This window comes from Corynebacterium durum, from assembly GCF_030408675.1.
Lineage (GTDB): Bacteria > Actinomycetota > Actinomycetes > Mycobacteriales > Mycobacteriaceae > Corynebacterium > Corynebacterium durum.
The window spans coordinates 144,330-168,446 of record NZ_CP047200.1 but is presented as its reverse complement, the minus strand read 5'-3'; the positions used below and the strand labels follow the sequence as shown (position 1 = coordinate 168,446).

25 protein-coding genes and 5 tRNA genes are annotated in these 24,117 nt (G+C 57.0%); 12 read left to right on the top strand and 18 right to left on the bottom strand.

Annotated elements, in window-relative coordinates; genetic code table 11:
• The first annotated feature begins 82 nt into the window (after positions 1–82).
• Complete coding sequence (locus CDUR_RS00745) at positions 83–787, top strand: queuosine precursor transporter (protein ID WP_179418614.1); 705 nt, start codon at positions 83–85, stop codon at positions 785–787.
• Between the two features lie 45 nt (positions 788–832).
• Here the strand turns inward: CDUR_RS00745 and tgt are convergent, their stop codons facing one another.
• The 6 genes from tgt to CDUR_RS00715 form a co-directional block, all read right to left on the bottom strand.
• Entirely contained in the window at positions 833–2,131 is a 1,299-nt protein-coding gene (gene tgt, locus CDUR_RS00740; RefSeq protein WP_233452972.1) for a tRNA guanosine(34) transglycosylase Tgt, read from the bottom strand.
• Positions 2,132–2,168: 37 nt separating this feature from the next.
• Entirely contained in the window at positions 2,169–4,631 is a 2,463-nt protein-coding gene (locus CDUR_RS00735) for an MMPL family transporter (protein WP_179418613.1), read from the bottom strand.
• Between the two features lie 167 nt (positions 4,632–4,798).
• Positions 4,799–5,428, bottom strand: coding sequence for a hypothetical protein (locus tag CDUR_RS00730; protein WP_179418612.1), 630 nt, complete (start codon positions 5,426–5,428; stop codon positions 4,799–4,801).
• A gap of 193 nt (positions 5,429–5,621) precedes the next feature.
• Positions 5,622–6,197, bottom strand: coding sequence for a hypothetical protein (locus CDUR_RS00725; RefSeq protein WP_179418611.1), 576 nt, complete (start codon positions 6,195–6,197; stop codon positions 5,622–5,624).
• 212 nt (positions 6,198–6,409) lie between these two features.
• Complete coding sequence (locus CDUR_RS00720) at positions 6,410–6,958, bottom strand: SMI1/KNR4 family protein (protein WP_179418610.1); 549 nt, start codon at positions 6,956–6,958, stop codon at positions 6,410–6,412.
• Between the two features lie 72 nt (positions 6,959–7,030).
• A complete protein-coding gene (locus tag CDUR_RS00715; protein WP_179418609.1) occupies positions 7,031–8,401 on the bottom strand; it encodes a hypothetical protein in 1,371 nt (456 codons plus the stop codon).
• Between the two features lie 202 nt (positions 8,402–8,603).
• Between CDUR_RS00715 and CDUR_RS00710 the strand changes: the two genes are divergently transcribed.
• Positions 8,604–8,816: a PLDc N-terminal domain-containing protein gene (locus tag CDUR_RS00710; RefSeq protein WP_179418608.1), complete on the top strand. Its 213-nt coding sequence runs from the start codon at positions 8,604–8,606 to the stop codon at positions 8,814–8,816.
• A gap of 124 nt (positions 8,817–8,940) precedes the next feature.
• Here the strand turns inward: CDUR_RS00710 and CDUR_RS00705 are convergent.
• The 5 genes from CDUR_RS00705 to CDUR_RS00685 form a co-directional block, all read right to left on the bottom strand.
• A tRNA-Ser gene (locus tag CDUR_RS00705) sits at positions 8,941–9,031 on the bottom strand.
• An 88-nt stretch (positions 9,032–9,119) separates the two neighbouring features.
• Positions 9,120–9,323 carry a CsbD family protein gene (locus CDUR_RS00700; RefSeq protein WP_179418607.1) on the bottom strand — a complete coding sequence of 68 codons (204 nt, stop codon included), beginning with the start codon at positions 9,321–9,323 and terminating at the stop codon, positions 9,120–9,122.
• Between the two features lie 91 nt (positions 9,324–9,414).
• Positions 9,415–9,597 (bottom strand): CsbD family protein, encoded by a 183-nt coding sequence (locus CDUR_RS00695; protein ID WP_179418606.1) that lies wholly within the window; start codon positions 9,595–9,597, stop codon positions 9,415–9,417.
• Positions 9,598–9,602: 5 nt separating this feature from the next.
• Positions 9,603–10,079, bottom strand: a complete 477-nt coding sequence (locus CDUR_RS00690) for a nucleoside deaminase (RefSeq protein ID WP_179418605.1) — start codon at positions 10,077–10,079, stop codon at positions 9,603–9,605.
• Between the two features lies 1 nt (position 10,080).
• Positions 10,081–10,632, bottom strand: coding sequence for a tRNA adenosine deaminase-associated protein (locus CDUR_RS00685; RefSeq protein WP_179419159.1), 552 nt, complete (start codon positions 10,630–10,632; stop codon positions 10,081–10,083).
• 59 nt (positions 10,633–10,691) lie between these two features.
• On the opposite strand from CDUR_RS00685, the gene CDUR_RS00680 reads away from it, so the two are divergent.
• The 4 genes from CDUR_RS00680 (at position 10,692) to CDUR_RS00665 (ending at position 15,438) form a co-directional block, all read left to right on the top strand.
• Positions 10,692–11,729 carry a prephenate dehydrogenase gene (locus CDUR_RS00680; protein ID WP_179418604.1) on the top strand — a complete coding sequence of 346 codons (1,038 nt, stop codon included), beginning with the start codon at positions 10,692–10,694 and terminating at the stop codon, positions 11,727–11,729.
• A 74-nt stretch (positions 11,730–11,803) separates the two neighbouring features.
• Complete coding sequence (locus tag CDUR_RS00675; protein ID WP_179418603.1) at positions 11,804–12,856, top strand: LLM class flavin-dependent oxidoreductase; 1,053 nt, start codon at positions 11,804–11,806, stop codon at positions 12,854–12,856.
• Between the two features lie 478 nt (positions 12,857–13,334).
• Positions 13,335–14,234, top strand: a complete 900-nt coding sequence (locus tag CDUR_RS00670) for an alpha/beta hydrolase family protein (protein WP_233452970.1) — start codon at positions 13,335–13,337, stop codon at positions 14,232–14,234.
• A gap of 43 nt (positions 14,235–14,277) precedes the next feature.
• Complete coding sequence (locus tag CDUR_RS00665) at positions 14,278–15,438, top strand: hypothetical protein (RefSeq protein WP_179418602.1); 1,161 nt, start codon at positions 14,278–14,280, stop codon at positions 15,436–15,438.
• Between the two features lies 1 nt (position 15,439).
• Here the strand turns inward: CDUR_RS00665 and CDUR_RS00660 are convergent.
• The 3 genes from CDUR_RS00660 to CDUR_RS00650 all read right to left on the bottom strand — a co-directional run bounded on the left by CDUR_RS00660 (position 15,440) and on the right by CDUR_RS00650 (position 15,877).
• Positions 15,440–15,515, bottom strand: a tRNA-Arg gene (locus tag CDUR_RS00660).
• A gap of 171 nt (positions 15,516–15,686) precedes the next feature.
• Positions 15,687–15,762, bottom strand: a tRNA-Arg gene (locus CDUR_RS00655).
• Positions 15,763–15,785: 23 nt separating this feature from the next.
• A tRNA-Ser gene (locus CDUR_RS00650) sits at positions 15,786–15,877 on the bottom strand.
• 86 nt (positions 15,878–15,963) lie between these two features.
• Here CDUR_RS00650 and hisC point away from each other — a divergent pair.
• Together hisC and CDUR_RS00640 are read left to right on the top strand one after the other, a co-directional pair.
• Positions 15,964–16,992: a histidinol-phosphate transaminase gene (gene hisC, locus CDUR_RS00645; RefSeq protein ID WP_179418601.1), complete on the top strand. Its 1,029-nt coding sequence runs from the start codon at positions 15,964–15,966 to the stop codon at positions 16,990–16,992.
• 251 nt (positions 16,993–17,243) lie between these two features.
• Positions 17,244–18,197: an Abi family protein gene (locus tag CDUR_RS00640; protein WP_179418600.1), complete on the top strand. Its 954-nt coding sequence runs from the start codon at positions 17,244–17,246 to the stop codon at positions 18,195–18,197.
• Between the two features lie 31 nt (positions 18,198–18,228).
• On the opposite strand, the gene CDUR_RS00635 is transcribed toward CDUR_RS00640, so the two are convergent.
• On the bottom strand, positions 18,229–19,230 hold the full coding sequence (locus CDUR_RS00635; protein WP_179418599.1) for an LLM class oxidoreductase: 1,002 nt from the start codon (positions 19,228–19,230) through the stop codon (positions 18,229–18,231).
• A 99-nt stretch (positions 19,231–19,329) separates the two neighbouring features.
• On the opposite strand from CDUR_RS00635, the gene CDUR_RS00630 reads away from it, so the two are divergent.
• The gene (locus tag CDUR_RS00630; RefSeq protein ID WP_179418598.1) at positions 19,330–19,683 is read left to right on the top strand and encodes a MerR family transcriptional regulator; all 354 of its coding nucleotides are present in this window, start codon (positions 19,330–19,332) and stop codon (positions 19,681–19,683) included.
• On the opposite strand, the gene CDUR_RS00625 is transcribed toward CDUR_RS00630, so the two are convergent.
• Entirely contained in the window at positions 19,655–20,167 is a 513-nt protein-coding gene (locus CDUR_RS00625; protein WP_179418597.1) for a DUF1453 domain-containing protein, read from the bottom strand. The two genes, CDUR_RS00630 and CDUR_RS00625, sit on opposite strands and share 29 nt — an antisense overlap.
• Positions 20,168–20,281: 114 nt before the next feature.
• Here CDUR_RS00625 and CDUR_RS00620 point away from each other — a divergent pair, with 114 nt between their 5' ends.
• The gene (locus CDUR_RS00620; protein ID WP_218865458.1) at positions 20,282–20,698 is read left to right on the top strand and encodes a MarR family transcriptional regulator; all 417 of its coding nucleotides are present in this window, start codon (positions 20,282–20,284) and stop codon (positions 20,696–20,698) included.
• A gap of 20 nt (positions 20,699–20,718) precedes the next feature.
• Here CDUR_RS00620 and CDUR_RS00615 read toward each other — a convergent pair.
• A tRNA-Ser gene (locus CDUR_RS00615) sits at positions 20,719–20,805 on the bottom strand.
• A gap of 110 nt (positions 20,806–20,915) precedes the next feature.
• On the opposite strand from CDUR_RS00615, the gene CDUR_RS00610 reads away from it, so the two are divergent.
• Entirely contained in the window at positions 20,916–21,875 is a 960-nt protein-coding gene (locus CDUR_RS00610) for an NAD(P)H-quinone oxidoreductase (RefSeq protein ID WP_179419157.1), read from the top strand.
• Here the strand turns inward: CDUR_RS00610 and CDUR_RS00605 are convergent.
• The gene (locus CDUR_RS00605) at positions 21,872–23,119 is read right to left on the bottom strand and encodes an aminotransferase class V-fold PLP-dependent enzyme (protein WP_179418595.1); all 1,248 of its coding nucleotides are present in this window, start codon (positions 23,117–23,119) and stop codon (positions 21,872–21,874) included. The two genes, CDUR_RS00610 and CDUR_RS00605, sit on opposite strands and share 4 nt — an antisense overlap.
• Before the next feature lie 39 nt (positions 23,120–23,158).
• Here CDUR_RS00605 and wzm point away from each other — a divergent pair, with 39 nt between their 5' ends.
• Complete coding sequence (gene wzm, locus CDUR_RS00600; protein ID WP_218865457.1) at positions 23,159–24,103, top strand: galactan export ABC transporter permease subunit Wzm/RfbD; 945 nt, start codon at positions 23,159–23,161, stop codon at positions 24,101–24,103.
• Positions 24,104–24,117: the final 14 nt, after the last annotated feature.

The following is a 24,117-nucleotide window of genomic DNA, read 5'->3' as shown; positions in this document are numbered from 1 at the left end:
ACGCAATGTTCTACATTGGTCACCGTATTGTCCACAAACCCCCACACACCGACACCACGCCCCCTATGGCACGATAAAACCCATGCCTGACATACCCGGCCCGATACCCAGCACCCCGCCGCACAACAGCACTTCAAACTCCACTGTGAGGTCAATTCCAGTACAGCGCAGCTACTATCCCATACTTCTTGCGCTGTTTGTTGTCGTTTTCATCATCTCCAACGTCACGGCCACCAAAGGCGTGGCCTTGGGGCCACTGATTACCGATGGCGCGTTCTTCCTCTTCCCCATCGCCTACGTCATCGGCGACGTCCTCTCGGAATGCTACGGCTTTGCCGCAACTCGGCGCGCCATTTGGACGGGCTTTGCCGCCATGATGTTGGCAGTGGCATCGTTCTACATCGCCATCGCACTTCCGTCTGCACCTTTTTATGAGGGGCAAGACGCTTTTTCCGCAGCTCTGGGGCTGGTGCCGCGGATTGTCGTGGCGTCGTTAGCCGGGTATCTGGTGGGGCAATTGCTGAACTCCTACGTGCTGGTTCATATGAAGCAGCGTACCGGGGAGAAAAGCCTGTGGGCTCGGTTGCTGGGGTCCACCGTAGTCGGGGAATGTGGTGACACCCTGGTGTTTTGCCTCATTGCAGCACCTGTTATTGGGATTGCCAGCGTGGGCGACACGGTAAATTACACGGTGGTGGGGTTTCTGTGGAAAACCGCTGTTGAGGTCGCTGTCATGCCAGTCACCTACGCGGTGATTCGGTTTGTGAAAAACCACGAGGGCTACTGACATAGCAACTAAAACCTACTGCGCACGAACCTACTGCGCACGAACTTACTGCGCGCGCCCGCCCGTGGCGTAGTACCGCCCGAGGAAGTCGTCACGGAAGGCTTCGTAGTCGCCGTTGTCGATGGACCAGCGGATTTTATCCACCAGCCCGATCATGAAGTGCAGATTGTGCAGGGTGCATAGCGTTCCGGCAAGGAATTCCTTGGCTTTGAGCAGGTGATGAATGTAAGCGCGCGTGTAGTTTTCGGACACGTAGCCGCCAAGTTCCGCGTCAATGGGCGTGAAGTCACGGGTGAACCGCGCGTTGGTCAGGTTGATGCGCCCGTCAAGGGTGTACACGCCGCCGCGACGCCCCAACCGGGTTGGTGCCACGCAGTCGAACGTATCGGCACCTGCTTCGACGGCAACAAACAGGTCGTCGGGTTCGGAAATGCCCAGGAGGTGGCGGGGTTTCAGCTCGGGAAGTTCGTCACACACCCAGCTGACAATGGTGCCCAGGTTTTCCTTTTCCAGTGCTCCACCAATGCCGTACCCGCCGAACCCGCGACGCCCCTCGGCCTCCGCGGCATCGCTCAGTTCCACAAGCCCGCGGGCTGCCTGACGCCTCAGGTCCTCGTACTGCGCCCCCTGCACCACGCCCCACAGACTTTGCAGGGGCTTATCGACGCGCGCGCGGGTCAAGCGATCATGTTCGTCGAGGCATCGTTGGGCCCAGCGGTGGGTGCGTTCGACCGATTGTTCCTGGTAAAGACGGGTATCCAGCAGGGTGGTGAGCTCGTCGAAGGCGAACATGATGTCCGCGCCGAGCTGGTGCTGAATCTGCATGGATATTTCCGGGGTGAAGCGGTGCTTGGAACCATCGATCACGCTGCGGAAGTTCACACCTTCTTCATCCACGTGGGCCCAGCGGTCTTTGCCACGGGCGCGGATATCGTGTTCTTTCAGGCCTTCGGTGCTCATGGCCAGGACTTTTTTGAAGCCCACTCCCAGGCTCATCACCTGGAAGCCACCCGAGTCGGTATAGGTCGGCCCGTGCCAGTTTTCAAACGCGGCGACACCCCCGGCCTCATCCACAATGTCTGGTCCCGGCTGAAGGTACAGGTGGTAGGCGTTGGAAAGCACGGCCTGCGCGCCCGCATCTCGGACCTGCTCGGGAGTGAGGGTTTTCACGCTGGCTTTCGTACCCACCGGAATAAACGCTGGGGTGGCAATATCACCGTGCGGGGTGTGGATCACCCCGGTACGACCGTGGCGTGCACCATGGCCCCCATCGCCGTTACGGGGTGTTGCCTCCAGGCGAGTGCCCAGTTCAAAAGTGGTGTCGTGAAAGGTACCTTCAGTCATTCCATTACTGTAACGCCTGGCCTGTTGCAAGGGACCGTCAGGCGCGCTCAGGCACTAGGTCATAGTCGGGTTCCGCATCACGTTCTTCCTGTTCGCGGTACTGTTCCCACTGTTTTTCCAGCTTGGTGCCCTCAATGTCCAGGGTGGGCAGGATGCGGTCAAGCCAGCGGGGAATCCACCAGGTGGCGCGCCCAAGCAGGAACATGGAGGCGGGGATCAGGCCCATGCGGATAAAGAACGCATCGAAAAGCACACCCATGCCAAGCGCGAAGCCGAAGACCTGGATGAACGGCAACGGCTGGTCGATAAAGGCGATGAACACAGCAATCATGATGAGCGCCGCTGAGGTCACCACGCGGCTCCCCAGTGTGTAGCCCTCAATGACCGATTCCTCGACTGCGTTGTATTTCGACCCAGGCGTTGGTATGCCGCGGTGGTGAGCGTAGTATTCCCGCATGCGGGAGACCAGGAAAACTTGGTAGTCCATGGCCAGGCCGAACGTCACGCCGATCAGGAAGATGGGCATGAAGGAGATCAGCGGCCCAGGGGTGTTCACGAACCCGCCGAGTCCCTCCTGCCAGAACAGCACTGTAGTACCAAAGGCCGCGCCAACAGAGAGCAGGAAGCCCAAGCCCGCAATGAGCGGCACCATGATGGATCGGAAAATCAGGAGCAGCAGGAAGATGGCCAAGCCCACCACCACGGCCAGGTACAGCGGCATGGCGTCGGAGAGGCGTTGCGTCACATCGCGCTGGATTGGCGTGAGCCCGGTAATGCCGATGTTCACGCCGGTGGAGTATTCGATTTCGGCTTCCTGAGCACGCAAGGAACTCATGAGTTTAGAGGTAGCCTCATCCGCCGGACCCGAGTTCGGGGTGAGCATCAACTGCGCGGCTGTGACTTTCTCGTTGGCGGCAACTAGCTGGGCGTGTTTCACATCCACGTTGCCGTTGAAACGCTGCGCCACGTAAATAAACGACGCTGCTGCTGCGGCGGCTTTGCGGTCAAAGGGCTTGTTGTTACGCTGCGCTTCGGCTTCCTGGGCCTCGATCAGCGGTGCCAATACCTGAGAATCAGGGTTGACATTGTTGCCGTCCACAACGATCAAGAAGGGCGCGTTGATGCCGGGACCGAAGGCATCTTTGAGCAGATCGGCGGATTTACGCTGGGTCGTATCCAGGTTGGACAGAGTGTCATTGGGCAACGACAGTTCCAGACGCATCACCGGGGCCGTCAACGCGCCCAACCCCAGCACCACAACGGTGAGGATCAGCGCCGGGACTTTCTGCACAAAGGTCACCCACATCCGGCCTTTGGACCGGCGTTGTGAGGGGTCGCGGGTGGATTTCTTGCTCCACGCATTACCGCCAACACCCGGAATCTTGATGCCAAACGCGTACTTGCCCACCACGCCCAGCAGCGCCGGTACAAACGTCAACGCCACCAGCACTGCGATACTGACCGTGAGGGCGGCGGAAAGCCCCATGTAGGTGAGGAATGGAATGTTCACAATGGACAGCGCCACTAGCGCAATCACCACCGTCAGCCCAGCAAACACCACGGCGGAACCTGCGGTTCCCACCGCCATGCCTGCCGCTTGGTCACGCGGCATGCGTCTGTACTCGGCGCGATACCGGGAGAGGATAAATAGGGCGTAGTCGATGCCCACCGCTAGGCCCAACATCACCGCCAGGACGGGCGTGACGTTGTTGAGGTTCACCCAGTGGGTGGCCAGCAGAATAGACATGCTGCCAAGTCCCACGCCAAAGATGGCGGTGATCAGTGGAAGCCCCGCAGCCACCACCGACCCAAAAGTGAAGATCAGCACGATAAAGGCAATGCCCACGCCGATGGCTTCACTGGTGGTCTTAATATTCAGGGGGTCACCAAACGCCGCTCCGCCGGTTTCCACGGTCAGACCCTTCTCGCGGCCCACATCCATAGCGGAACGGATCGCGGCGCGCTGTTCGTCCGTCACGTCCGCAGGCGAGGGCACATCCAGGCTGAATGTGGTGTAGCCGACGCGTTTATCGGTGCTGAGCAGGGCGAGGTTCGCGGCGTCGACATGCGCGATATTCTCTGGCAGCCCCATGGAGGTGGTCTGGTCGATCACCATTTTTTCCAGCTGGGGGCTGAGCGTTACTGGATTGCCGTAACGAGTTCGGTCAATAATGCCGTCCAGGTTCGCGTCCAGGGAGGCGATCACCTCATCAATCGCCTTGGTGTACTGCTCCTCCGTCAGGGTATGGCCCTCTGGGGCGGCAAACACCATGGTCACGCCCGTTGCTTCGACGGGGTTGCGTACGTCTGGGAAGTTCTCCTGTAGCAGCTCCACGGCCTTTTCCGAGGGGGTGCCGGGGATGGCGAACTGGTCGTTAAATCCACGCTGGAGGGACGTTTGCGCCGCCCAGACCGCCACGAAGATCAGCAGCCAGGCGACGATCACAATCCATTTCCACCGAAAAGACCAACGCCCCAGCTTAAACAGCAACTGGGCCACTACCCTACCCTCCACTCCACGTCGCAACTACCAACAAGTACTCCAGTGTACCTAGACTCGCGTCGCTTCCTCGGCGACAGGCACCGTCACATGTATCACTGTTGATGCGTACCTCATGCTTATCGACGCCCGGACGGATAAGGTTTCAGCCCAGGGGTACCGTCTCGCTACATCTGCGGTACTTTAATCTCGGGCACGTCCTTGTACTCGACCTCTGTGGTCATTTCCGTTGGTTCGTTGGTGTACGGATTAGTTGCTGAAGCGGTGACACGTGACAGGCGGTGATCCTTGTCCAGGAAGTACTTCTGGCCTCCCATCTCCCACGTCTCACAGGTACCTGCGGAGCAGGATTCCTCACCTAGATACTTCGCAGCGTCCTTGGCCTGCTGTAGCTGGTCCTGGAATTGTTTGACCATATCTGTATCAGCTGCCGCTTCGTTCAGCGTCGCATCTTCGGTACACGGACCATTCTCACACCGATAGAATTTCTTGTCTACGTAATATATTTCCGTCTTACCTTGGTTGGGGACTTCCGTTGTGATTTTGAGGTTCCCCTTTTTATCCTGCTCCTGAACGCTGGGAGGGAGACCGCTATCAGCGTATTTAGTAGTGGAAACAAAAGATTCCTTTGATACGTCAGCAACCTCCATTTTCTTTTCCCCATTGCCGCTCTGGGCTGTCGCCGATGTTCCCCCGCTGCTGGTATCACTGCTTCCGCCATTTCCGCAGGCAGCAATACCAAAAGCCAACACCGTCGCTGCCGCCAGCGCTGCGACGGCAGTCATATTCTTGCGCATAGAATCCCTCACTCAACATACATGTGATCCTGGCCGCATTTGCCACATGTGACGGCGGCCAATTATGGACAACATAAGCGTATCATGAAGATTTTCTTTTCAGAATGAACGGAAATAGCAATTTCTGCCGTAAAGCAGGGACGGTGCACACTAACAGCAGGCAGGGTGGGCGTCGATACGCGTACAGTTACACCTACGGCGCTTTAATCTCGGGCACGTCCTTGTACTCAACCTCGGTGGTCGACTCGGTTGGTTCGTTGGTGAATGGATTGGTCGTCTGGGCAACGATGCGCACCACGCGGTGATCTTTATCCATGAAGAACTTCTGATTCTCCACTTCCCACGTATCACACGTGCCAGAGGAGCAGGATTCCTCGCCCAGATACTGCGCGGTGTCCTTGGCCTGATCCAACCGCTGCTGATATTCCTTGAGCACGTCAGTGTTGGCAGCAGCCTTACTCATTGTTGAATCTTCAGCGCATGTACCGTTGCTGCAGTTATAGAACTTCCCATCAACGTAATACGTTTCTGACTTGCCTTGACCCGGGGTCTCCGCCGTCACCTTGAAATTGCCCTTCGAATCTTGCTCGTAGGTGCTTGGCGGGACGGATGAATCAGCAAAAGTGGTTGTCAAAACGCGAGATTCCTTTGATACGTCAGCAACCTTAAATTTCTTTTCCCCAGCATCATCGCTTCCACAGCCGGCAACACCAAAAGCCAGCACTGCTACTGCCGCCAGCGCCGCGACGGCAGTCATATTCTTGCGCATAGAGTTCCTCACTCACCATACCTGCACTCTTGGCCACTATCGCTGACTACAGCAGTGGCCCCTTATGGACCACATAAGGCTATCATGAAAATTTCCTTTTCAGAATGAACAAAAATCACAATTTTGTTCATAAAAACAGTGGAATTGCGCACTAACAGCAGGTAAGACGCGATGTCGATACATGGTCGATACACGCGAGGGGTTAGGGTACCTCAGGGGTACCCATAGGCATCAATGACCTGCTGTAGGTAGTCCGCGAAGCTGGGTGCAATGACTAACCACTCGTCGCCGTCGCCCGCGAAGCGAATCACCTGCCCCACCGTGCCGCCGGGCGCCGGATCAACATCCACATACAACTGATAGAACGTCGTATCGGCCGCAAAGAATAAGCGACGAAACATGGGAATTGTGACATCAATGCGGGGGTCGAAAATTTCATCGCCTTCGGATTCAATATAGTCAATTCCGTAAAAGTCAATAATACTTTCTCGCGATTTATTCCCAATAATATCCCGACACGAATTGAGACTATAACCCTCCCAAAAATCCCCGTTATGCCACCCCAAAATTGGCAACTCAAAAGGCGTTCCATCGCGCAATCGCAGCAGCTCAATCACATCAACTGGCGCGTTCGGATACGCTTCCAGAACCTGCGTAATGTCGTCCTCTTCAGCTCCCGGCAGCTCTAAAAATGCAGCTCGATCCTTGGTTGACAAGTGCCGCAGCAGCGTATCGTAGTATCTACTTGTGAGCGAGGACATATCTTGATTATAGACGCGTCATCATCGACTAGTTTTCCCAATAAACCCACCAATTTTGTTATGTATGTTACGTCAACGCGGACGCGACGTTAGCACTCTCGCAGTCTTCTCTATTTTCTTATATTCGGCGCGCCACATCCTCCGCTGCGTGCCGTTTGCCGACCAGCTCGCAGGCAGCTCCTCAATCCTGGTGGCAAACTTATCCACGGTCCCCTGCCACAGTCCCACCCGGAGCAGGTGATCATCGGCCCCGTCACCTGTGCGTATCAAAGTTGCGCTTTCATAAAACGGCTCAAGATAGTCGCCGATGGTGGTCACGTTTTTTGTGTCACTCAGCGTCACATCAGCACATATTTCCGCATTGCCGCCGACCCGTACCGCCCCAGTGAGTATGGTGGTGCCAAAAATCCGAGCGCGATCCTGCACTTTCGCCCGCGCACGCACCCGTGCGTCGCTAAACACCCGAGCAAACGACGAAACAACCGCGCTCCCCGTCACCTCAGCGTTGCCATAAACGCGGGCGCAATTGAGCACCCGCGCCCTACCGTCCACGCGCGCGCAGTCGCAGACGCACGCCCTCTCATCATCGCTTCCAACCTGTGCTTTTCCACATACGTACGCTTGACCACACACCACCGCATCGCCCCTCACCTGGGCGTCACCGCAAATGACGGCGCTTCCCCACACCTTCGCGCGACCGGTTACACGAGCACGGTCACACACCCTGGCCTGCTCAAACACGACTACTTCCCCCGCAAGAAGTGCATCACCGTAGACTTTTGCATCATCGGCGACCCACGCACCATCCGCCAGGTTGCTTTCTTTCTCAACCCAGCCACCAACATCGCCTTTGAAGACACCCGCGTGCGGCAGGTTCCGTATCGCCTTCACCCGCTTCATCAACACGCCCTCGATTTTTCGAGCATGACCCACAAGCCTGAAATACGGCTCCCCCGGAACGTAATCATCCTGCTCGTTCCGTGGCGTTATGTCTGGCCTAAACCCCTGCAGATCAGGGCCACCGTTGTAATCCATATCGCCCGTGAACTGCACAAAATCTTCAATCCATGTGTCCCCACGAATGCGCGCATTATCACGCACCTGCACACACTCGCTTAGTTCCACTTTGCCCAGCACTTTCGCCTGGTCCATAACGCGGGCATCCCCCACCACCACAGCATCCCCGTACACTTTCGCCCGGTCAGCAATCAACGCATCTTCCCCCGCCAGCGCCTGGCCATAGACTTTGGCGTTGCGGAAGACGCGGGCGTCGTCATCCACCCAAGCATCACCCGCAAGGCACGTCGAATGCTCAACCCAACCACCCACCATGCCCTTATCGACGCCGTGACGCGGTAGATCCCGCGTCGCCCGAATGCGGTGCAACACCCGGTCCCCCACCCGCTGCGTGCAGTCCGTGAGCTCAAAGTGTTTCCTCGCCATCGCACTAACTTTCGGTAACGATGGTCATGAAGCTGCCTCTAATACCATTGCTAGACAACAGCGGACTACCCTGCATTGCACACACCCCTCACAATAGGAAATTTTGTTCGATAGAGAGTGTACTAATGGTTGCTGGTTTCGTCAACGATGGTAACGGCGTGTCGCCCCTCCATGCGACAGATCACACCATATGCTCACCCCCATGAATCCGCTCGTCCCCACTACATACGACGTGATCATGAGCCTGATCTTCATCGCGTCCGCCATTCTCACTATAAGCGTGATCATCCTTATCGCCCGATCCGAGGCCTCCTCCACAGCAAAGGCAATGGCTGGACTGGCTGTAATCATCTTGCCCATTATTGGGCCGGTGGCGTACCTGGTGTATCGCCGCGCATCTTTGAAAGATCATTAAAACCACGGTGGGTTGCACAATGTGCTTATGCCCAGGCACGAAAACACCCCTTTTTCCAGCTTGGGGATAAGCACATTTCGCATCCAGCAAACACGAAACCCCCAGCCATTCAGCTGGGGGTTATTGGCGGTGGCGGGGGGATTTGAACCCCCGGTTGGGGATTACCCAACACTCGCTTTCGAGGCGAGCACCTTCGGCCGCTCGGACACGCCACCGCCAACAAGCGTATCGGAGCGTAGCGGCTAAGCCAAATCACCGCTGCTAAGTACTCACAAAACGGCGCCTAGCAGCATAAACCGCTATCTAATCGTCTTTTTTGAAGTGCCCAAGAACCTTGTCGGCGGCACCTTTGACGGCGTCCCCAGCTTCGCTGAGCTTTTCCTTGACCTCTGCTTTCGCCTGGTCGGCACGGCCCTCGTTGGCCAGGTCGTCGTTGCCTACGGCTTCGCCGATTCCTTCTTTGGCTTTTCCGCCGAATTCTTGTGCCTTGTCTCCGAGATCACCCATGGTGCACTCCTTACATGTAGTGGGGACAAATCCGCTTGTGCGAACCTGCAGCGAGGTTAACATATTTTATTGATCAGCATCTGAGTGCGCACTACCCCCGGTTGAACTTGTCCTTGAGTTTACCTGCGGCTTCTTCGGCTTTGTCTCTAGCTTTGTCTATGCCTTCGCTGACCTGTTCACCAAGTTTCGAGTCTTTGAACTTGTCGGCTGCGTCGTCGAATTTTTCTTTCAGTTCGTCGCCTTGCTTGCGGATCTTGTCTCCAAAGTTACTCATGGCCCCTAGCGTAATGAGCTGAAGAAAACTTTCAAGAGATCAGCACATTCTCGTTCGAGAACCCCGCCCCGCACTTCGAGTTTATGCAGTACAGAGGGGTCGCGAACAATGTCAAAAGCCGATCCACACGCACCTGTTTTCGGTTCGTATGCCCCAAAGACGAGTCGCCCCAGTCGCGCACCAACGAGCGCACCGGCGCACATCGCACAAGGTTCGAGGGTGACGGCGAGAGTGCAGTCGGTGAGCCGCCACCCGTCCCCATAAGAACGGACGGCCGCTTGGATGGCCAGAATTTCGGCATGGGCGATGGGGTCTTGGTCAGCTTCGCGGCGATTGGTGCCGTAACCGAGTTCCCGCCCGTCAGGTCCGAATATTACGGCGCCCACCGGGACGTCGTCACGCGGTGTGCTGCGGGCAACCTCAAGTGCGCGGCGCATGTAGCGTTCATCGCGCACGAGCCCGGCTTCGCGCGGCAGGGTCATGCTAATCCAGGTCCAGGTCTGCGGCAGCGGAGAGTTCAGATTCAAACCCGAGTTCAGCGGCGATGCGGAGCAGTTGTTCGGAGGCCCAAAGTTCAGAGTCATCGCAGATGACGGACATCACTTGTTCGCTGAGCCCCAGGTCGGCAAGGATGCTCAGGTCGCCTTCGGCCCAGGGATCGAGGCGGTCGAGTTCTTCCTCCGTCATTTCGGGGGTTTGGGCACCCATGGCGTCAAGGACGCTGGAGGCGAGGTTATCGTCCACGGCCATCGTGGCGTCGGAAAGCAGGAGGTGGACGCGGGAGGGGGTGGGGCGGACGATGATGAAGTACTCGTCGTCAACGCACAGCATGGCAAAGGTGGGGTTTTCCGAGCCAAGCCTCTGAACAGCTTCGATGGTGTCGTCGATGCGACTGAAGCAGCTTTTCAGGGAGTTGACCGTCCAGTCGGTGCCGTTTCGGGTGACAGTGACGGCAAAGCAGAGGTCAGGTTCGTGTCCGTCTAAGGTCGCGCCTGCATCCGTGACACCGGGGGCAACCGATGCGGGGTCACCCATTGGTGTGCTGTTCGTTTCCATACGGAGTAACCGTAGTCGGAATGTGCCACACTTGTCAGGTGACCACCACTGACATTTCCCGCCCGGTTTGTATTCTTGGCCTTGGCTTGATTGGGGGTTCGCTGCTGCGCGACCTCACCACCAGCGGACATGCCGCTTTTGGCTACAACCGCTCCCCCTCCGCCGCCCGCGCTGCAAGGGCTGAGGGATTCGACGTCACAGATTCCCTAGAGGATGCGCTACGCCGCGCCGAGGAGGAGTTTGCGCTGATCGTGCTGGCAACCCCTATGCCTGCCATTGATGCGCTGCTTCACGACATCAAAGAATACGCCCCTTCCTGCGGTTTCACCGACGTGGTCAGTGTCAAAGGGAAAGTGTATGAGCTGGTGAAACAGCACGGACTGGAGGATCGCTACGTCGGCGGGCACCCCATGGCCGGTACCGCTGACAGCGGGTGGCGGGCGTCGAAAAATGGGCTTTTCGACGGCGCGGCCTGGGTAGTCACCTTCGATCACGCACTGGACACGCGGCCTTCGCAAAGCTGGATTGACCTGTGGATTGATGTGGTGCACATGGCCACCCGAGTGGGGGCAGAGGTCATTCCCGCTCGGGTGGACCACCACGATGCCGCCGTCGCCCGCATCTCCCACCTCCCACACATCCTCGCGGAAGCCCTAGCCATCGTCGGAGACAACGGCGGCACTCTGGCGTTGTCCCTGGCTGCGGGCAGTTTTCGCGACGGCACCCGCGTGGCGGGTTCGGCACCGTCCCTGGTGCGCGCCATGTGCGAAACCAACCACGCCGCCCTGCTTGACGCCCTAGACGAAACACTGACGTTGCTTCAGGATGCCCGCGCCAACCTTGACGCCGACAAACCCAGCGTTGGCGAGCTTGTCGATGCCGGGTACCGCTCCCGCATCCGCTACGAAGCGCGCTCCAACTCCCGGAGTGGTTCTAGCAGCGGCGGTTCTGTGCACAGTGGTCCTGGGTCGGATATGTCCGCCCGCCCCGTTATTCGCTTCCACCCTGGCGCAGACAACTGGGTGAGCCAGCTGATCCAGGCAGAAAACGTGGGCGCGCGGATTGAGGTGTTTTGAACAGACATAGAGCAAAGGGCGCGCCGCGGAGCGCGCCGGGGAATAGGTGACACATCAACAATGTTGTAGGAAACATGAAGGCATTCGGATTTTTAAGTTTCGGACACTACAGCATGGCGCGCGACCAGCACCCCGGACCGCGCGATGTTCTCCACGAGGCGATAGACCTGGCAGTCGGCGCCGACGAGATCGGCGTCAACGGCGCGTACTTCCGCGTCCACCACTTTGCCACCCAAGCGGCATCCCCCATGCCGCTGCTCTCCGCCATCGCCGCCCGCACCACGCGCATCGAAGTGGGTACAGGCGTGATCGACCTGCGCTACGAAAACCCTCTCTACCTCGCTGAAGAAGCTGCAGCACTCGACTACATTGCCGACGGCCGCGTCGCCCTCGGCGTCTCCCGGGGATCCCCCGAAGAAGCCGAACGCGGCTGGGAGGCATTCGGCTACACCGGATCCACTGATCCGCGCGGTGCCGACATTGCTCGCGCAAAATTCGACCGTTTCCTTGATGCTGTGGAAGGCAAAGGCATGGTATCAGCCGACCCCACCTACTACGGGGACGGCATAAAGTTACCGGTTCTGCCCCATTCTCCCGGCCTTCGCGATCATATCTGGTGGGGTGCAGGCACCCGCGACACTGCCGAATGGGCAGCGGAAAAAGGCGTGAACCTAATGAGTTCCACTTTGCTCACTGAAACTAATGGCGAAGCATTTGCCGACCTCCAAGCCGAGCAAATCGAACGCTACCGCACAGCATGGAAAAATGCTGGGCACGCCAACAACGCACCGCGTGTCTCCGTCAGCCGCAGCATCTTCCCACTAGTCAGCGACCACGATCACCAGATTTTTGGCTCGCAGGCACACAGCCAGGACCAAGTAGGGCGTATCGATGGCCTCGTCTCCACCTTCGGCCGCACCTACGCCGCCGAACCCGACAAGCTGGTGGAACAGCTGCGTAACGACGCCGCGGTCATGTCCGCCGACACCCTCATGCTCACCATCCCCAACCAGTTAGGAGTAGAGCTTAACCTGAGTATCCTTCGCAATTTCGCCGAACACGTGGCACCAGAACTTGGTTGGAAACCCAACACCGAGGGGCCAGTGACGGGGTACACGATTAAGTGAGGTGATCGGGGGGGTGGACAGTGGTGGTCATTAAGTTCTACGCCCCTGAAAAGTACTCAAAATACCTTCCAGGAATCTAGGATGCTTGTTAAAATGGCATAGATTCCCAGAAGAGATATACCGTCACAAAAACAAAGGGCTATATGACCACAGGGCGAGCTGTATTTATTGGTGGCAAAGTAGCCACCTCCGCAATGACGCTACACAGTTGCACACCATCCCGTCGCAGGGAAGACACCGCAAAAACACCTGGTAGCTGGGCATGGGAACGCGGAAATGCGCTAGCCACAGAAGCGTACAGGGCTGCCTGCCCTGTACGCTCCAATGAACCCCGCAGCACTGCTCAAGCACACCATCAGCTTCCCTGTGATCTTTCTTTTCGTGATTCTCCATCGGGGTTTCAAGAAAATATCACGGATGTCGCCGCCAACCACAGCGACTGTCTAGCCCTTATCACTGAGAAACAGGTGGAGATAACATGCAACGAAGAACCTTTCTGCAGATGCTGCCGCTCGCAGCTACCGGAATTTTGCTTGGTACCAGTGCGTGCTCGTCATCAGATGAAGGTTCACATGCCACCGCCTCGCCGGGCGGACTATCAACCAGCGCATCGTCCGAAGAAACGTACACAGTGAAAACCGAAGAGCTCAGTTTTCAGAGCGACGGAAACCGTATTTACGGTAAAATAAGGATCCCTGAGGCTACAGGACAACGGCCAGTAGCAATCATGAGCCATGGTTTTGGAGGAAACCATGATCAGGAATCACACATGCAAGACATTCTGGCTCAACATGGAATAGTCGTATTCAGCTACGACTTCTCCGGAGGTTCAGGGTATGTACCTGGGCAAAGTGAAGGCGACATGACCGACATGTCCGTGTTTACAGAGGTGCAAAATCTACGAGATGCACTAAAAGAGGTGGAGAAACTTACCTACGTAGACTCCAGACGCATCTACCTCATTGGTGCTAGCCAGGGTGGCGTTGTCACCACGCTGGTCGCCAACCAACACCCTGCAGGAGTGCAGGGCATTGTCCTTCTGTACCCGGCTTTTTCTCTGTTTGACGATGCCCATAAACGCTTCCCCACGGAAGCCGACATTCCCAACACCTACGACCTGATGGGATTAACTGTTGGCCGACGGTACTTTACGGACGTCTACAACGTGGACATCTACAAACATATGTCAAAGTTCAGCGGCAACGTTCTCATTTTTCACGGAGCAGCGGACGAGCTCGTGCCCATTTCTTATTCAGAGCGAGCAGCAAAGACATTTACCACCGCAACGTTAAAACCCATTGATGGTGAAGGTCATGGTTTTAGCTACCAAACTCAAGAAATCGTTGCTGATGCCACCCTCAAGATGATTAATTCCTAGCTGGTGCCCTCACATGTTCACCCGACATCAGTAGGATCTAACCATGAGCAGAGAAGACATGATGCGGATCCTGCGACTACATCCTCAGGTGGTGGATGTACGCCCGTCGGAGGACAACAACCTTGGGCTAATCACCGTGCTCTTTGACGACGGGACGTCCTCGGGAATCAACCCCGAAATGGCTAACCCGCTCACGGCTGATGAGTCAGAGGAGGATCGCATCGCCCGGATCCACCGGACCCTGGATGTCATGAAAGCAAACGGCAAGACCTCTGACCAGCTGTCTCTCCAAGATGTTGTTCCACTAGTCCGCAGCGCGGATTATTTCGCACCAAGACCAGACAACGCTGCTCCCAGCGTCGTGGCGTGGCTTACTGACTTTATTGGGCTTGGTCTGGCCATTGATGAACCTGACCTATTGCGCATTATCAACGATTCACAGATGCCAGAGCAGCATGATCACTTTGATGACCTGCAGTTTCAAAGCCAAGCAATTGAAAATCTGCGCACCATGGCCGGGAACATGACGTTCTCTGAAATTGGCCTAGGCCCAGACGTCTTGGTACTGGACAACCCAGACGGCAACGAGGCAGCCTGGTTCGCGGACGTCAAAACCATGGAGTCCTTGCTCTTCCACCTGTGGACGCAAACAGACACCTATTGGGTGGTTATCCCTGCGCGCCGCTCTCAACTGTTTCTGGTGAATTCCGAAACGGACCAGTGGGATGCCTTGTTAGATCTACTCAACCCGGCTATTGATGCCCATGATGGAATTCACCCAGTACCACACCTGATTGTGGACGATCACTGGGTGGTCAAGCTGCCTCCCCGCGACACTGAGCTGGGTATGAAACTGCGCATGCTGGAGCTTAAAGCTCAGCATCGGCTGCATTCGGCCATCCAAAGTGTAATGCAGGAGCACAGCGAGGTTTTCCTGGCCACATTTGAGGTTCGGGGGTTAAACGATGATGTAATCTCCACGGCCATCGTCGCAGAAACGATGGACGAAACAAGTGTGCCATCCACCGACATGCTTGTTTTTGCCCGTGAGGACAATACGATATACCTCGTCCCCAGTGACAAGGTTCTGAACGAATTCCCCCATCTTGTTCGGGAACACCCGAATTTTCATCCCCCACGATGGATTATTGCGCGCCCCTCCGATGAGGATTACACAACGCTGAGCGCGTTGAGCATTATGTAAGTGGTGCGCCCGGAGGGATTCGAACCCCCAACCTTCTGATCCGTAGTCAGATGCTCTATCCGTTGAGCTACGGGCGCAGTTTTGCTGGTGTGCAACGAAAAATAACACTACACTGCACCCCTCCCCCTGGCAAATGGGCTGTACGCAGCGCATATTTGGGGCAAATACCGTACCCGCAAAGCCATCCAAAACCCGCCCGCGATAAGCAAAAATCCCGGCTGTGCAACCAAGCACGAAAACCGGGATTGTGGTGCGCCCGGAGGGATTCGAACCCCCAACCTTCTGATCCGTAGTCAGATGCTCTATCCGTTGAGCTACGGGCGCATATTCAGTTAACCCTGTGAGGGTGGCGGAGGCGAGAGGATTTGAACCTCCGGTCCTCCGTTAAGAGGACAACTCATTAGCAGTGAGCCCCATTCGGCCGCTCTGGCACGCCTCCAGCGGCTTCAAAAGAAACCATTCGCAATACTACCTTCCCACACCTGCAGCCACCAAAAGCACTGTTCACGCGGTATTATGGCGCCTATGATTCGACCTGACCTTAACTCCATTCCCGCTTATGTTCCCGGCGCGCGTATGTCTGATGCGCTGAAGCTGTCCAGTAATGAATGCACGCATCCGCCGCTGCCTCAGGCAGTGCAGGCAATGACCGATGCGGCGGCGACTGTGAATCGCTACCCGGATATGGGTGTCACGGAGCTCAGGCAGGCATTGGCCAGCGCGCTTTCGCTTCCCGGCCTTGATAATGTTGCGGTGGGGTGCGGGTCGTCGGCGTTGTGCCAGCAACTTGTCCAGATCAGCTGTACCGATGGGGATGAGGTGGTGTTTGCGTGGCGGAGTTTTGAGGCATACCCGATTTTCGCCCAGGTCGTCGGGGCCACCCCTGTGCCGGTTCCACTCACCAAGGATCATCGCCATGACCTCCCCGCAATGCTGGACGCCATCACCGACCGCACGCGACTGATGTTTGTGTGCAATCCGAATAATCCCACAGGCACAACCATCACCCGCGCCGAATTTGAGGACTTCATGCGCAAGGTTCCGCCGCAGGTGTTGGTGGCGCTTGACGAGGCGTACATGGAGTACATTCGGGACGTCGATACGCCGCTGTCTACCGAGTATCTTCAGGCGTTTCCAAACCTGGTAGGCCTGCGCACCTTCTCTAAGGCGTATGGGCTGGCAGGGGCCCGTGTGGGCTACGCGTTTAGCGCGAATACGGAGGTTATTGACGCCTTGAATAAGGTTGCGCTGCCGTTCGGGGTGAATGCTGTGGCGCAGGCAGGTGCGCTGGCGTCGCTCGCGGCCGCGGATGCCCTGCTGGAACACACCGACGAGGTTGTTGCGGGGCGAGCGCGTATCGCTGCGGCGGTGGGTGGCGTGGCATCGCAAGCCAATTTCGTGTGGGTGCCGCGTGACGACGCCCCGGAACTCGCCGCCCGCCTCGCCGCTGCGGGTGTGCTGGTGCGAGCCTTCCCGGAAGGGCTGCGCATCACGGCGACAACAGCGGAGGAGACGGAAAGATTGCTGGCGGCGTGGGAGGCTTTAAACGCGTAGTTCTTATGCAAATTTCAGACGACAAGCCCCGGCATCCCCGACGGTTTGATCAAAATACCAGCTAGAGCCTACACACGGGGGTAAATCCTGGCAAGTCTAAGCCATTCCGATGGCATGCGCATGCAAAGACTATAGAATGGCACCAACAGCCCCTGCAGCCGCCTCTATTTTATATGCGTCCCGCTGAAGGCCCTGACCCCTAAGCGACATTGATCGTTTAGGGGTCTCTCTACTCATAAGAAAGACCCAATATGGCCAGCACACCTCCATTTCTGAGCTTGGACGATCGAGTAGAGTACCTTTACACAAAACATTATTTCCCAAAAGATAGCATTGCTGAGCCAGATAGACACAGACTGGGAGAAATAAATTTTCATTATTTCATTGGGTACGCACGAAATTTTCGAATGCTGCATGACCAGCAATTGATCGACACCCCAAAGACTCCGTCACAAGTTTTTGACATTATTGATACAGAAACCGAAATATCAATCCTGCTCTACAAGGGACTCAGAAGAGCAGAACTTTTGCTTCGGCACTGCATTATAAAACATTATTGCGACAAATATCCTGCAACTGGCGACTTTTTGGAATCCTCAAATTTCATCGATCTAGGAAGCGAATATAGCAATGAAGATTTTGCAACAGGGATAGCAAACGACATACTTAGATATAGTGAGAAGTGCGTAGTTGACATAATCAAAGGAAACTGCACTGACCTGCACATAAGCGTACCAAAAACATGCAACGCAATGGATCCGAACAAAACGCAGGAGATCCTGAGGGGCCTTCCCCTATGGTCGGTGGTTGACAGCTTTTCCCTTGGACATTTGTCTGAGTTCATCATCCGCTGCGACACTGATCAAGACTCTAAGGAACACATCTGGAGGCGGGTCGCGGAAGAAATAGACTTCAAGGCCGATCGCTTCCATCGTGGACTTGACTCTTTGCGCTCGCTGCGGAATTTGGTCTCCCACCACGCGCGACTATGGATGAGGCCCACTACATACTCAATGCCCAAGAAAGGGCTTTTCCGCAAGGAAATAGCACATGCAGACCCTCGGTCCATGGTCATTGCCTTCTATAATCTAGCCAGTTTTCAAGGACGTGATACCCGTCGTGCTTTCGCAGGCGAACTAAAGGCGATCCTTGATCAGAATCCGGCTTACACATATGGCATATCACATGTGGGATCCAAGAGATAGCCATTAAAAATAACAGCTATCTTTTTAGCTCTTACCCACGTTCCTGATCCCCCGGAGGGAAGTGCGGCAGCACATATTCGGCCATTTCGGCCATTACGTCTGCGACGGGACGGCGGCTTTGCTTGAAGTTGAACATGAGCTGGTCGATGCCTATCCCCTGCCAGTGTTGAAGCAGTTCAAGCAATGGTTCCCTGCCAATGCTGATGCCCTGGTGGATGGATCGTGGGCGCTGTTGGGGGTTTTCGACAAGATCGAGGTAGGTTGCCTGGGCGAAGGGCTTAAACACGCCGTCGTCTCGTTTGGTTAGCCGCCGCCAGCGCTGCACGTTGAATGCCTGCTGTTCGAACGGCAGCGTGTAGAACAGCCAACCGTCGGCGTTGTCGGCGATCCATTCGATCTGTTGTTGGCTGCGACCCGTGACAAAGATCGGCAGCCTGCCATGGAGGGGTTTGGGCAGCAGGTCCGTACCCTCCATCGTTCCGAGGGACGAGGAGATCAATGGGAAGCGTCGCTCCGTGGCGGTTCGCAGGTAGGCGAGCGTGTCTCGGAATCGTGCGCCGCGAGTCTGGTAGTCAATGTTGTAGGCGGGGAATTCCACAGCCCGGTCCCCGGTGGCAACGCCGAGAAGGAACCGACCGTCGGAAAGCTGGTCCACACTGGTGGCCGCCTTGGCGGTGTCGAGGGGGTGGCGCAGCGGCAGCACCACACTCGCGGTGCCCAATGCGATATTTTCGGTGCGCGCGGCGAGGTATCCGAGGTAGGTCCAGGTATCAAACACTTGACCGGTGTCGCCGAACGATGGATCGAGGAGGGGTACGTCGCGCACCCACAGCGTGGAGAAACCAGCGCGCTCTGCCTGCTGGATCAGCTCGATGTGATTGCTCATTGTGGGGACGGGGCCGTCGAAACCTTCCAGCGGGGCGATCAAACCAATGGTCATCGCGCCAGCGCGGAATGCCCTGTTCAAGCCACGATGGTCGGCCCACGGGCGGGGGTTTTCCACTGTGACGTCTATGTCGGTGTGATTACTCATGCGCCAAGGCTATACTTTGACGTTGACGTGAAGGTCAAGTCGAAGCGCATAAGAAGCGTATAACAGCACGTAGCGGCACATGCCGTAAGGAGTAGCAGTATGAAAATTGGGGATCTTGCCCGGCGCACTGGAAGCACCACCCGGCAGCTGCGTTACTACGAGGAGCAGGGTTTATTGGAGCCGGACCGCTCCGGCAACAACTACCGCGACTACGGCGATGAGGCCATTGAGCAGGTCCACCAGATCAAGATCCTGGTGGGAGCAGGCATTCCCACCAGGATTGTGCGTGAACTGCTCCCCTGCCTGCATGGCCCCACCGCGGAACTCCCCCGCCAGGCCAATCCTGAGATGGCGGCGTTGCTGAAGTCCGAACGCGACCGACTCCAGGAGCACATTGACCATCTCACCACGGCGTGCGAACGCATCAACTGCTACCTTGGCCGGGTACAGTAACGGCACCTTGTTTTATTCGTTTTCCCAGTAGCACTAGCGCCCGACTCACCACTTCGCACAACGCCATCGATATGAGTGCTGTTCCCCAGGTTTCTAAGCGTAAGCCGTGGTTCATGGAAAAGGTATAGATCCGCTCCCCACCTCCGTGTTCAGCGAAAATCCCGAATACCAATCGCCCACCGACACCGAGCAGCCAGAAAAACAGTGCTAACCCCGTCGCCTGAACTTTATAGGTTCCGTTTTCCCAGTAGACGCGGGTAAACATGGCACAGCCAATGCCAAACAACACCCCCACCACTACGCACCCAACGAACATGACGCCGTTGTTGCCTGAAAGCTCAGGAACTGTGACATAGTCCACTGCTGCCCAGGCGATAAGCAGCAGTGGCCACATCAACCCCACGATTGTGAGTCGGCGCGGCCACATTTGCCGAATGACCAGCAGAATCAACGCGATCGAAATGAGGTAGTCCACAATACTCATAAATCATCTCCATAGATACATCTCTAGAGATATATTATGGCGCACTTTCCCAGTTTCAGCCACCCACCTAGGCTAAGCACTGTGACTTTAGGTGAACTTCACAAACTTTCTCGTATGCTCCACGCCGTTGCCGTTGCGGCCGGCTCTTTGCCAGACAACCCTGCCAACCCCACTGAGGTAATGGTCTTTGAGGACATCGCCGAGCACCCCAACACGACCATCATGGACATCTCGCGCCGGACGCATTTAGCACAAAGCCGCGTGTCACACTTGGTCTACGCCATGATTGACCATGGGTCTGTTACCTGCACACCTGACCCTCACGACAAACGGCGAAAATTACTCACTGTCCCCCAACAACTACTCAGCACTTTTAATAGCACGGACACTGACGATGCCATTAGCACCGCCCTGCATACCATCTACCCCGCGCTATCTGACACCGCCATCAATGATGTGCTCAAGTATCTACACGCGCTTTCCAGATATCTCAGCAACGAAGCTCTAAACAGCAATACCCCCGGCAGCTAGAGCTACCAGGGGTGTTTGTGCGGAAGTAGAGGGATTTGAACCCCCGGTCCGTTTCACGGGACGCTCGCTTTCAAGGCGAGTGCATTCGGCCGCTCTGCCATACTTCCTAGGCTCAGTTCATGGATCAACAACATCCATGCCAAGCACCCTCAGCATTGTAGCGGATAACCCCCACTCCGCACCATTTTGGCCTACTCTCGATGTCATGACGGACACGATGAAAGCAATCACGCTAAGCAACCCAGAGGACAAGACCTCCCTCATGCTTACCGAGGTACCCATGCCCCAACTGGCCCCCGGCGAGGCCCTAGTGAAGGTTCATGCGACGGGCGTGAACCGTGGCGACCTCCTGCAGGCTGCCGGTCACTATCCCCCACCTCCTGGCGCGAGCGAGATCATGGGCCTTGAGTGCGCGGGCACCGTGGTAGATCCTGGCACCACCGGCCACAAGCGTGGCGATCAAGTGGCATGTTTGTTGGCAGGCGGGGGCTACGCGGAGTACGTGGCGGTGCCGGAGGGCCAGCTCATGCCACTGCCGGAGGGCTATTCCTTCGTGGAGGCTGCGAGCATTGTGGAGGTGGCCTGCACGGTCTGGTCGAATCTGGTGATGCTGGCGGGCCTGCACGAGGGCCAGACGCTGCTGATTCACGGCGGCGCGGGCGGTATCGGCACGTTTGCGATTCAGTTGGGCAAGGCTCTGGGCTGCACGGTGGCGGTCACGGCAGGTTCGCCGGAAAAACTGCAGACCTGCAAGGAGCTGGGCGCGGACATCCTGATTAATTACCGGGATGAGGATTTCGCTGAGGTCATGAAGAACAAGGCCGATGTGATTTTGGACATTATGGGCGCGAAGTATCTGGACAAGAATGTGCGCGCATTAGCCATGGACGGCCACATGGTGATCATCGGCATGCAGGGCGGGGTGAAGGGCGAACTCAACATCGCCCGCTTGCTCACCAAACGCGGCACAATCTCGGCCACGGCGCTGCGGGCACGCAAACTCGACGATAAGGCCCGCATCGTGTCCGAAACAGTGGAGAACGTGTGGCCCATGCTTGCCGACGGCCGCATCACTCACCGTATCCACGCCACCATCCCGCTTGCCGATGCCGCCCGCGCACATGAGCTGCTTGGCTCCGGCGCGGTTACGGGCAAGGTGATCTTAGAAGTGGATTAGGCCAGGGATGCCAGTGCGCGGGTGAGCTGGTCGATGTCGTGGGTGGTGTTGAAGGGGGCGAGTCCCACGGTGACTGATCCGCCAGCCTCACCGGCTCCCATGGCTTCGAGGAGGGGATCATGAGGACTCACGCTGGTGACGATTCCATTGGCCATGAGCCGTTGCTGAACCGTTTCTGCAGAGACCCCAGGAACCAGGAAAGTGACTCGAGGGACACGGTCGATAGCGGTGACACCTAGTCCGGCAGCCTCGCCACTAATGCCCAGCAGGTGCACATTGCCCAACCCGTGTAGGGATTCCACGAGGTGGTGCGTGAGGAAGTAATGGTAGTGCGCCAGATCTGCGAAGCTACTGGTCAGTCGGGTGCGGCGGGTTCCGCGTGCGTATTCATCCAGGCCGGCAAGGTGCTCAATAGCGGGGGCCACTCCCCCGAGCAAACCAATCGGCAGGGCACCGAGTTCTAGCTTTTGGGCGGAATCATGGGGCGCGAGGGGATTGACGGCCGCGAGACGCGGGAACATGGTGGTGTCGCGGAACGCCAAGGCGGCGATTTGGGGTCCGCCAAGAGGGGCGCATTCCACTGCGATGATGTCCGCGCCCATGATCTCCATGTCGATGCTGCGATACGGTGCGATAGCCGAGGCGTCGACAAGCACCCAGGCGCGGGAAGCTGAGTGAACGGTATCGGAAATCTCAGAGACGGGTGTGATTGTGCCCACGAGACGGTGAGCAGCAGGAAGCACCACAAGCCGCGTCGAACCGGACACCAGTCTGCTGAATTGCCATGCCGGCAGTTCGCCAGTGCCCAGGTCTGGTTCGGCCCACATCACGGAGGCATCAAAGTTTTGGAAGTGTTGCGTGGTGGTGGGTTCGTCGCTGCGGCAGAGCACAACGGAGGTGTTGGGGCGGAGGATGGGGCGCAGGGCGTCGGCAAGCGAACGCATAAGCATCTGCTTATTTGGCCCGAGCACCACCCGCTCAGGGGTGGCCCCAACAAGGTCGGCAATGGCTCGACGCGCCGCCTCCACTTGCGAAATTCCCAGCTGCTGGCCAACCAGCTGGGATTTTGAATGCGAACCGGTGGCCGGTTCCAGCATCGCTATTGATGCCGCAGTACGAAAAGCCATGGCCACGCCCGTCGATACCTTCTCTGGAACTTGGGCGTTCTCTTGCGCGTTGAGGTAGGTCCAACCGTCACTCAACGAGACGTAGAGCCCACGCACTCGGGCCACGTCAAAAACCATGGCGTCACTCCTCATCAAAAAAGTTTCCCTGTTGTTAGTATGCCCGCTTATCCCGCTTCACGCACCCGGGCAGCTAGGGTTGTGGTTGTGTCAGATAAAGCAGTTCCCAAAGAGTCTCAGGAAACCTTCGCACGTATCACGCAGGTTGATGCCTCTGAAACTCACACTTCCCAGTCTCGAACTTTTCGTGCCGCATGGTCCGACCTTGTACGCGGTTTCCTGCAGCATGAGCTGTGGCTACAACTGGGTTGGCAAGACATTAAACAGCGTTACCGCAGGTCAATGCTAGGACCATTGTGGATCACCATCGCAACGGGTGTTATGGCGGCCACTTTGGGCTTGCTTTACTCGGTCCTTTTTAAGGTACCAGTAGAGAAGTTTCTACCGCACGTTACGGTGGGGTTAATTATGTGGAACTTTATCTCAGGCTCCATTAAGGAAGGGTCTGAAATTTTTATTGATAATGAAGGTTTAATTAAGCAGCTGCCCTCGGCACTGTCGGTCCACGTCTACCGCCTCGTGTGGAAACACACGCTCTTCCTCGCACACAACATGGTGATCTGGGTCGTCCTCATGTTCGTATTCCCTCGCCCCCTCGGCTGGCACCTTCTCCTCGCCATCCCCGGACTCGCACTCCTGGTCATCAACGGCGTGTGGGTGTCCATGTTCTTCGGTATCATCGCTACTCGCTATCGCGATGTCGCCCCACTCCTCGACTCCCTCATCCAGCTGTTGTTCTACGTCACCCCCATCGTCTGGATGACCGACATCCTCACCGCTCAAGGTGGCGACGTCGCGTCACGGGCACGTATCGCCCAGCTCAACCCCCTCTACCACTACATGGAAGTCTTCCGATCCCCCCTCATCGGCGCGCCACTGCCGACCTACCACTGGTGGGTTGTCATCGGATTCACCGTTGCCGGGCTACTCCTCGCCCTCTTCGCCATGAAACAATGGCGATTCCGCGTCAGCTACTGGGTTTAGGCTCATAGGAGAAC

Excerpts from the sequence above, each read along its gene's own strand:
- CDUR_RS00610 (WP_179419157.1), top strand. The coding sequence starts at position 20,916 with ATGAAAGCAATCACGCTAAGCAACCCAGAGGACAAGACCTCCCTCATG.
- CDUR_RS00670 (WP_233452970.1), top strand. The coding sequence starts at position 13,335 with ATGCAACGAAGAACCTTTCTGCAGATGCTGCCGCTCGCAGCTACCGGA.
- CDUR_RS00720 (WP_179418610.1), bottom strand. The coding sequence starts at position 6,958 with ATGTCCTCGCTCACAAGTAGATACTACGATACGCTGCTGCGGCACTTG.
- CDUR_RS00710 (WP_179418608.1), top strand. The coding sequence starts at position 8,604 with ATGAATCCGCTCGTCCCCACTACATACGACGTGATCATGAGCCTGATC.
- CDUR_RS00730 (WP_179418612.1), bottom strand. The coding sequence starts at position 5,428 with ATGCGCAAGAATATGACTGCCGTCGCAGCGCTGGCGGCAGCGACGGTG.
- CDUR_RS00620 (WP_218865458.1), top strand. The coding sequence starts at position 20,282 with ATGCTCCACGCCGTTGCCGTTGCGGCCGGCTCTTTGCCAGACAACCCT.
- CDUR_RS00630 (WP_179418598.1), top strand. The coding sequence starts at position 19,330 with ATGAAAATTGGGGATCTTGCCCGGCGCACTGGAAGCACCACCCGGCAG.
- CDUR_RS00715 (WP_179418609.1), bottom strand. The coding sequence starts at position 8,401 with ATGGCGAGGAAACACTTTGAGCTCACGGACTGCACGCAGCGGGTGGGG.
- CDUR_RS00685 (WP_179419159.1), bottom strand. The coding sequence starts at position 10,632 with ATGGGTGACCCCGCATCGGTTGCCCCCGGTGTCACGGATGCAGGCGCG.
- CDUR_RS00665 (WP_179418602.1), top strand. The coding sequence starts at position 14,278 with ATGAGCAGAGAAGACATGATGCGGATCCTGCGACTACATCCTCAGGTG.
- CDUR_RS00635 (WP_179418599.1), bottom strand. The coding sequence starts at position 19,230 with ATGAGTAATCACACCGACATAGACGTCACAGTGGAAAACCCCCGCCCG.
- CDUR_RS00675 (WP_179418603.1), top strand. The coding sequence starts at position 11,804 with ATGAAGGCATTCGGATTTTTAAGTTTCGGACACTACAGCATGGCGCGC.
- CDUR_RS00700 (WP_179418607.1), bottom strand. The coding sequence starts at position 9,323 with ATGGGTGATCTCGGAGACAAGGCACAAGAATTCGGCGGAAAAGCCAAA.
- tgt (WP_233452972.1), bottom strand. The coding sequence starts at position 2,131 with ATGACTGAAGGTACCTTTCACGACACCACTTTTGAACTGGGCACTCGC.
- CDUR_RS00745 (WP_179418614.1), top strand. The coding sequence starts at position 83 with ATGCCTGACATACCCGGCCCGATACCCAGCACCCCGCCGCACAACAGC.
- CDUR_RS00695 (WP_179418606.1), bottom strand. The coding sequence starts at position 9,597 with ATGAGTAACTTTGGAGACAAGATCCGCAAGCAAGGCGACGAACTGAAA.
- CDUR_RS00725 (WP_179418611.1), bottom strand. The coding sequence starts at position 6,197 with ATGCGCAAGAATATGACTGCCGTCGCGGCGCTGGCGGCAGTAGCAGTG.
- CDUR_RS00605 (WP_179418595.1), bottom strand. The coding sequence starts at position 23,119 with ATGGTTTTTGACGTGGCCCGAGTGCGTGGGCTCTACGTCTCGTTGAGT.
- CDUR_RS00640 (WP_179418600.1), top strand. The coding sequence starts at position 17,244 with ATGGCCAGCACACCTCCATTTCTGAGCTTGGACGATCGAGTAGAGTAC.
- CDUR_RS00625 (WP_179418597.1), bottom strand. The coding sequence starts at position 20,167 with ATGAGTATTGTGGACTACCTCATTTCGATCGCGTTGATTCTGCTGGTC.
- CDUR_RS00690 (WP_179418605.1), bottom strand. The coding sequence starts at position 10,079 with ATGACCCTGCCGCGCGAAGCCGGGCTCGTGCGCGATGAACGCTACATG.
- wzm (WP_218865457.1), top strand. The coding sequence starts at position 23,159 with ATGCCCGCTTATCCCGCTTCACGCACCCGGGCAGCTAGGGTTGTGGTT.
- hisC (WP_179418601.1), top strand. The coding sequence starts at position 15,964 with ATGATTCGACCTGACCTTAACTCCATTCCCGCTTATGTTCCCGGCGCG.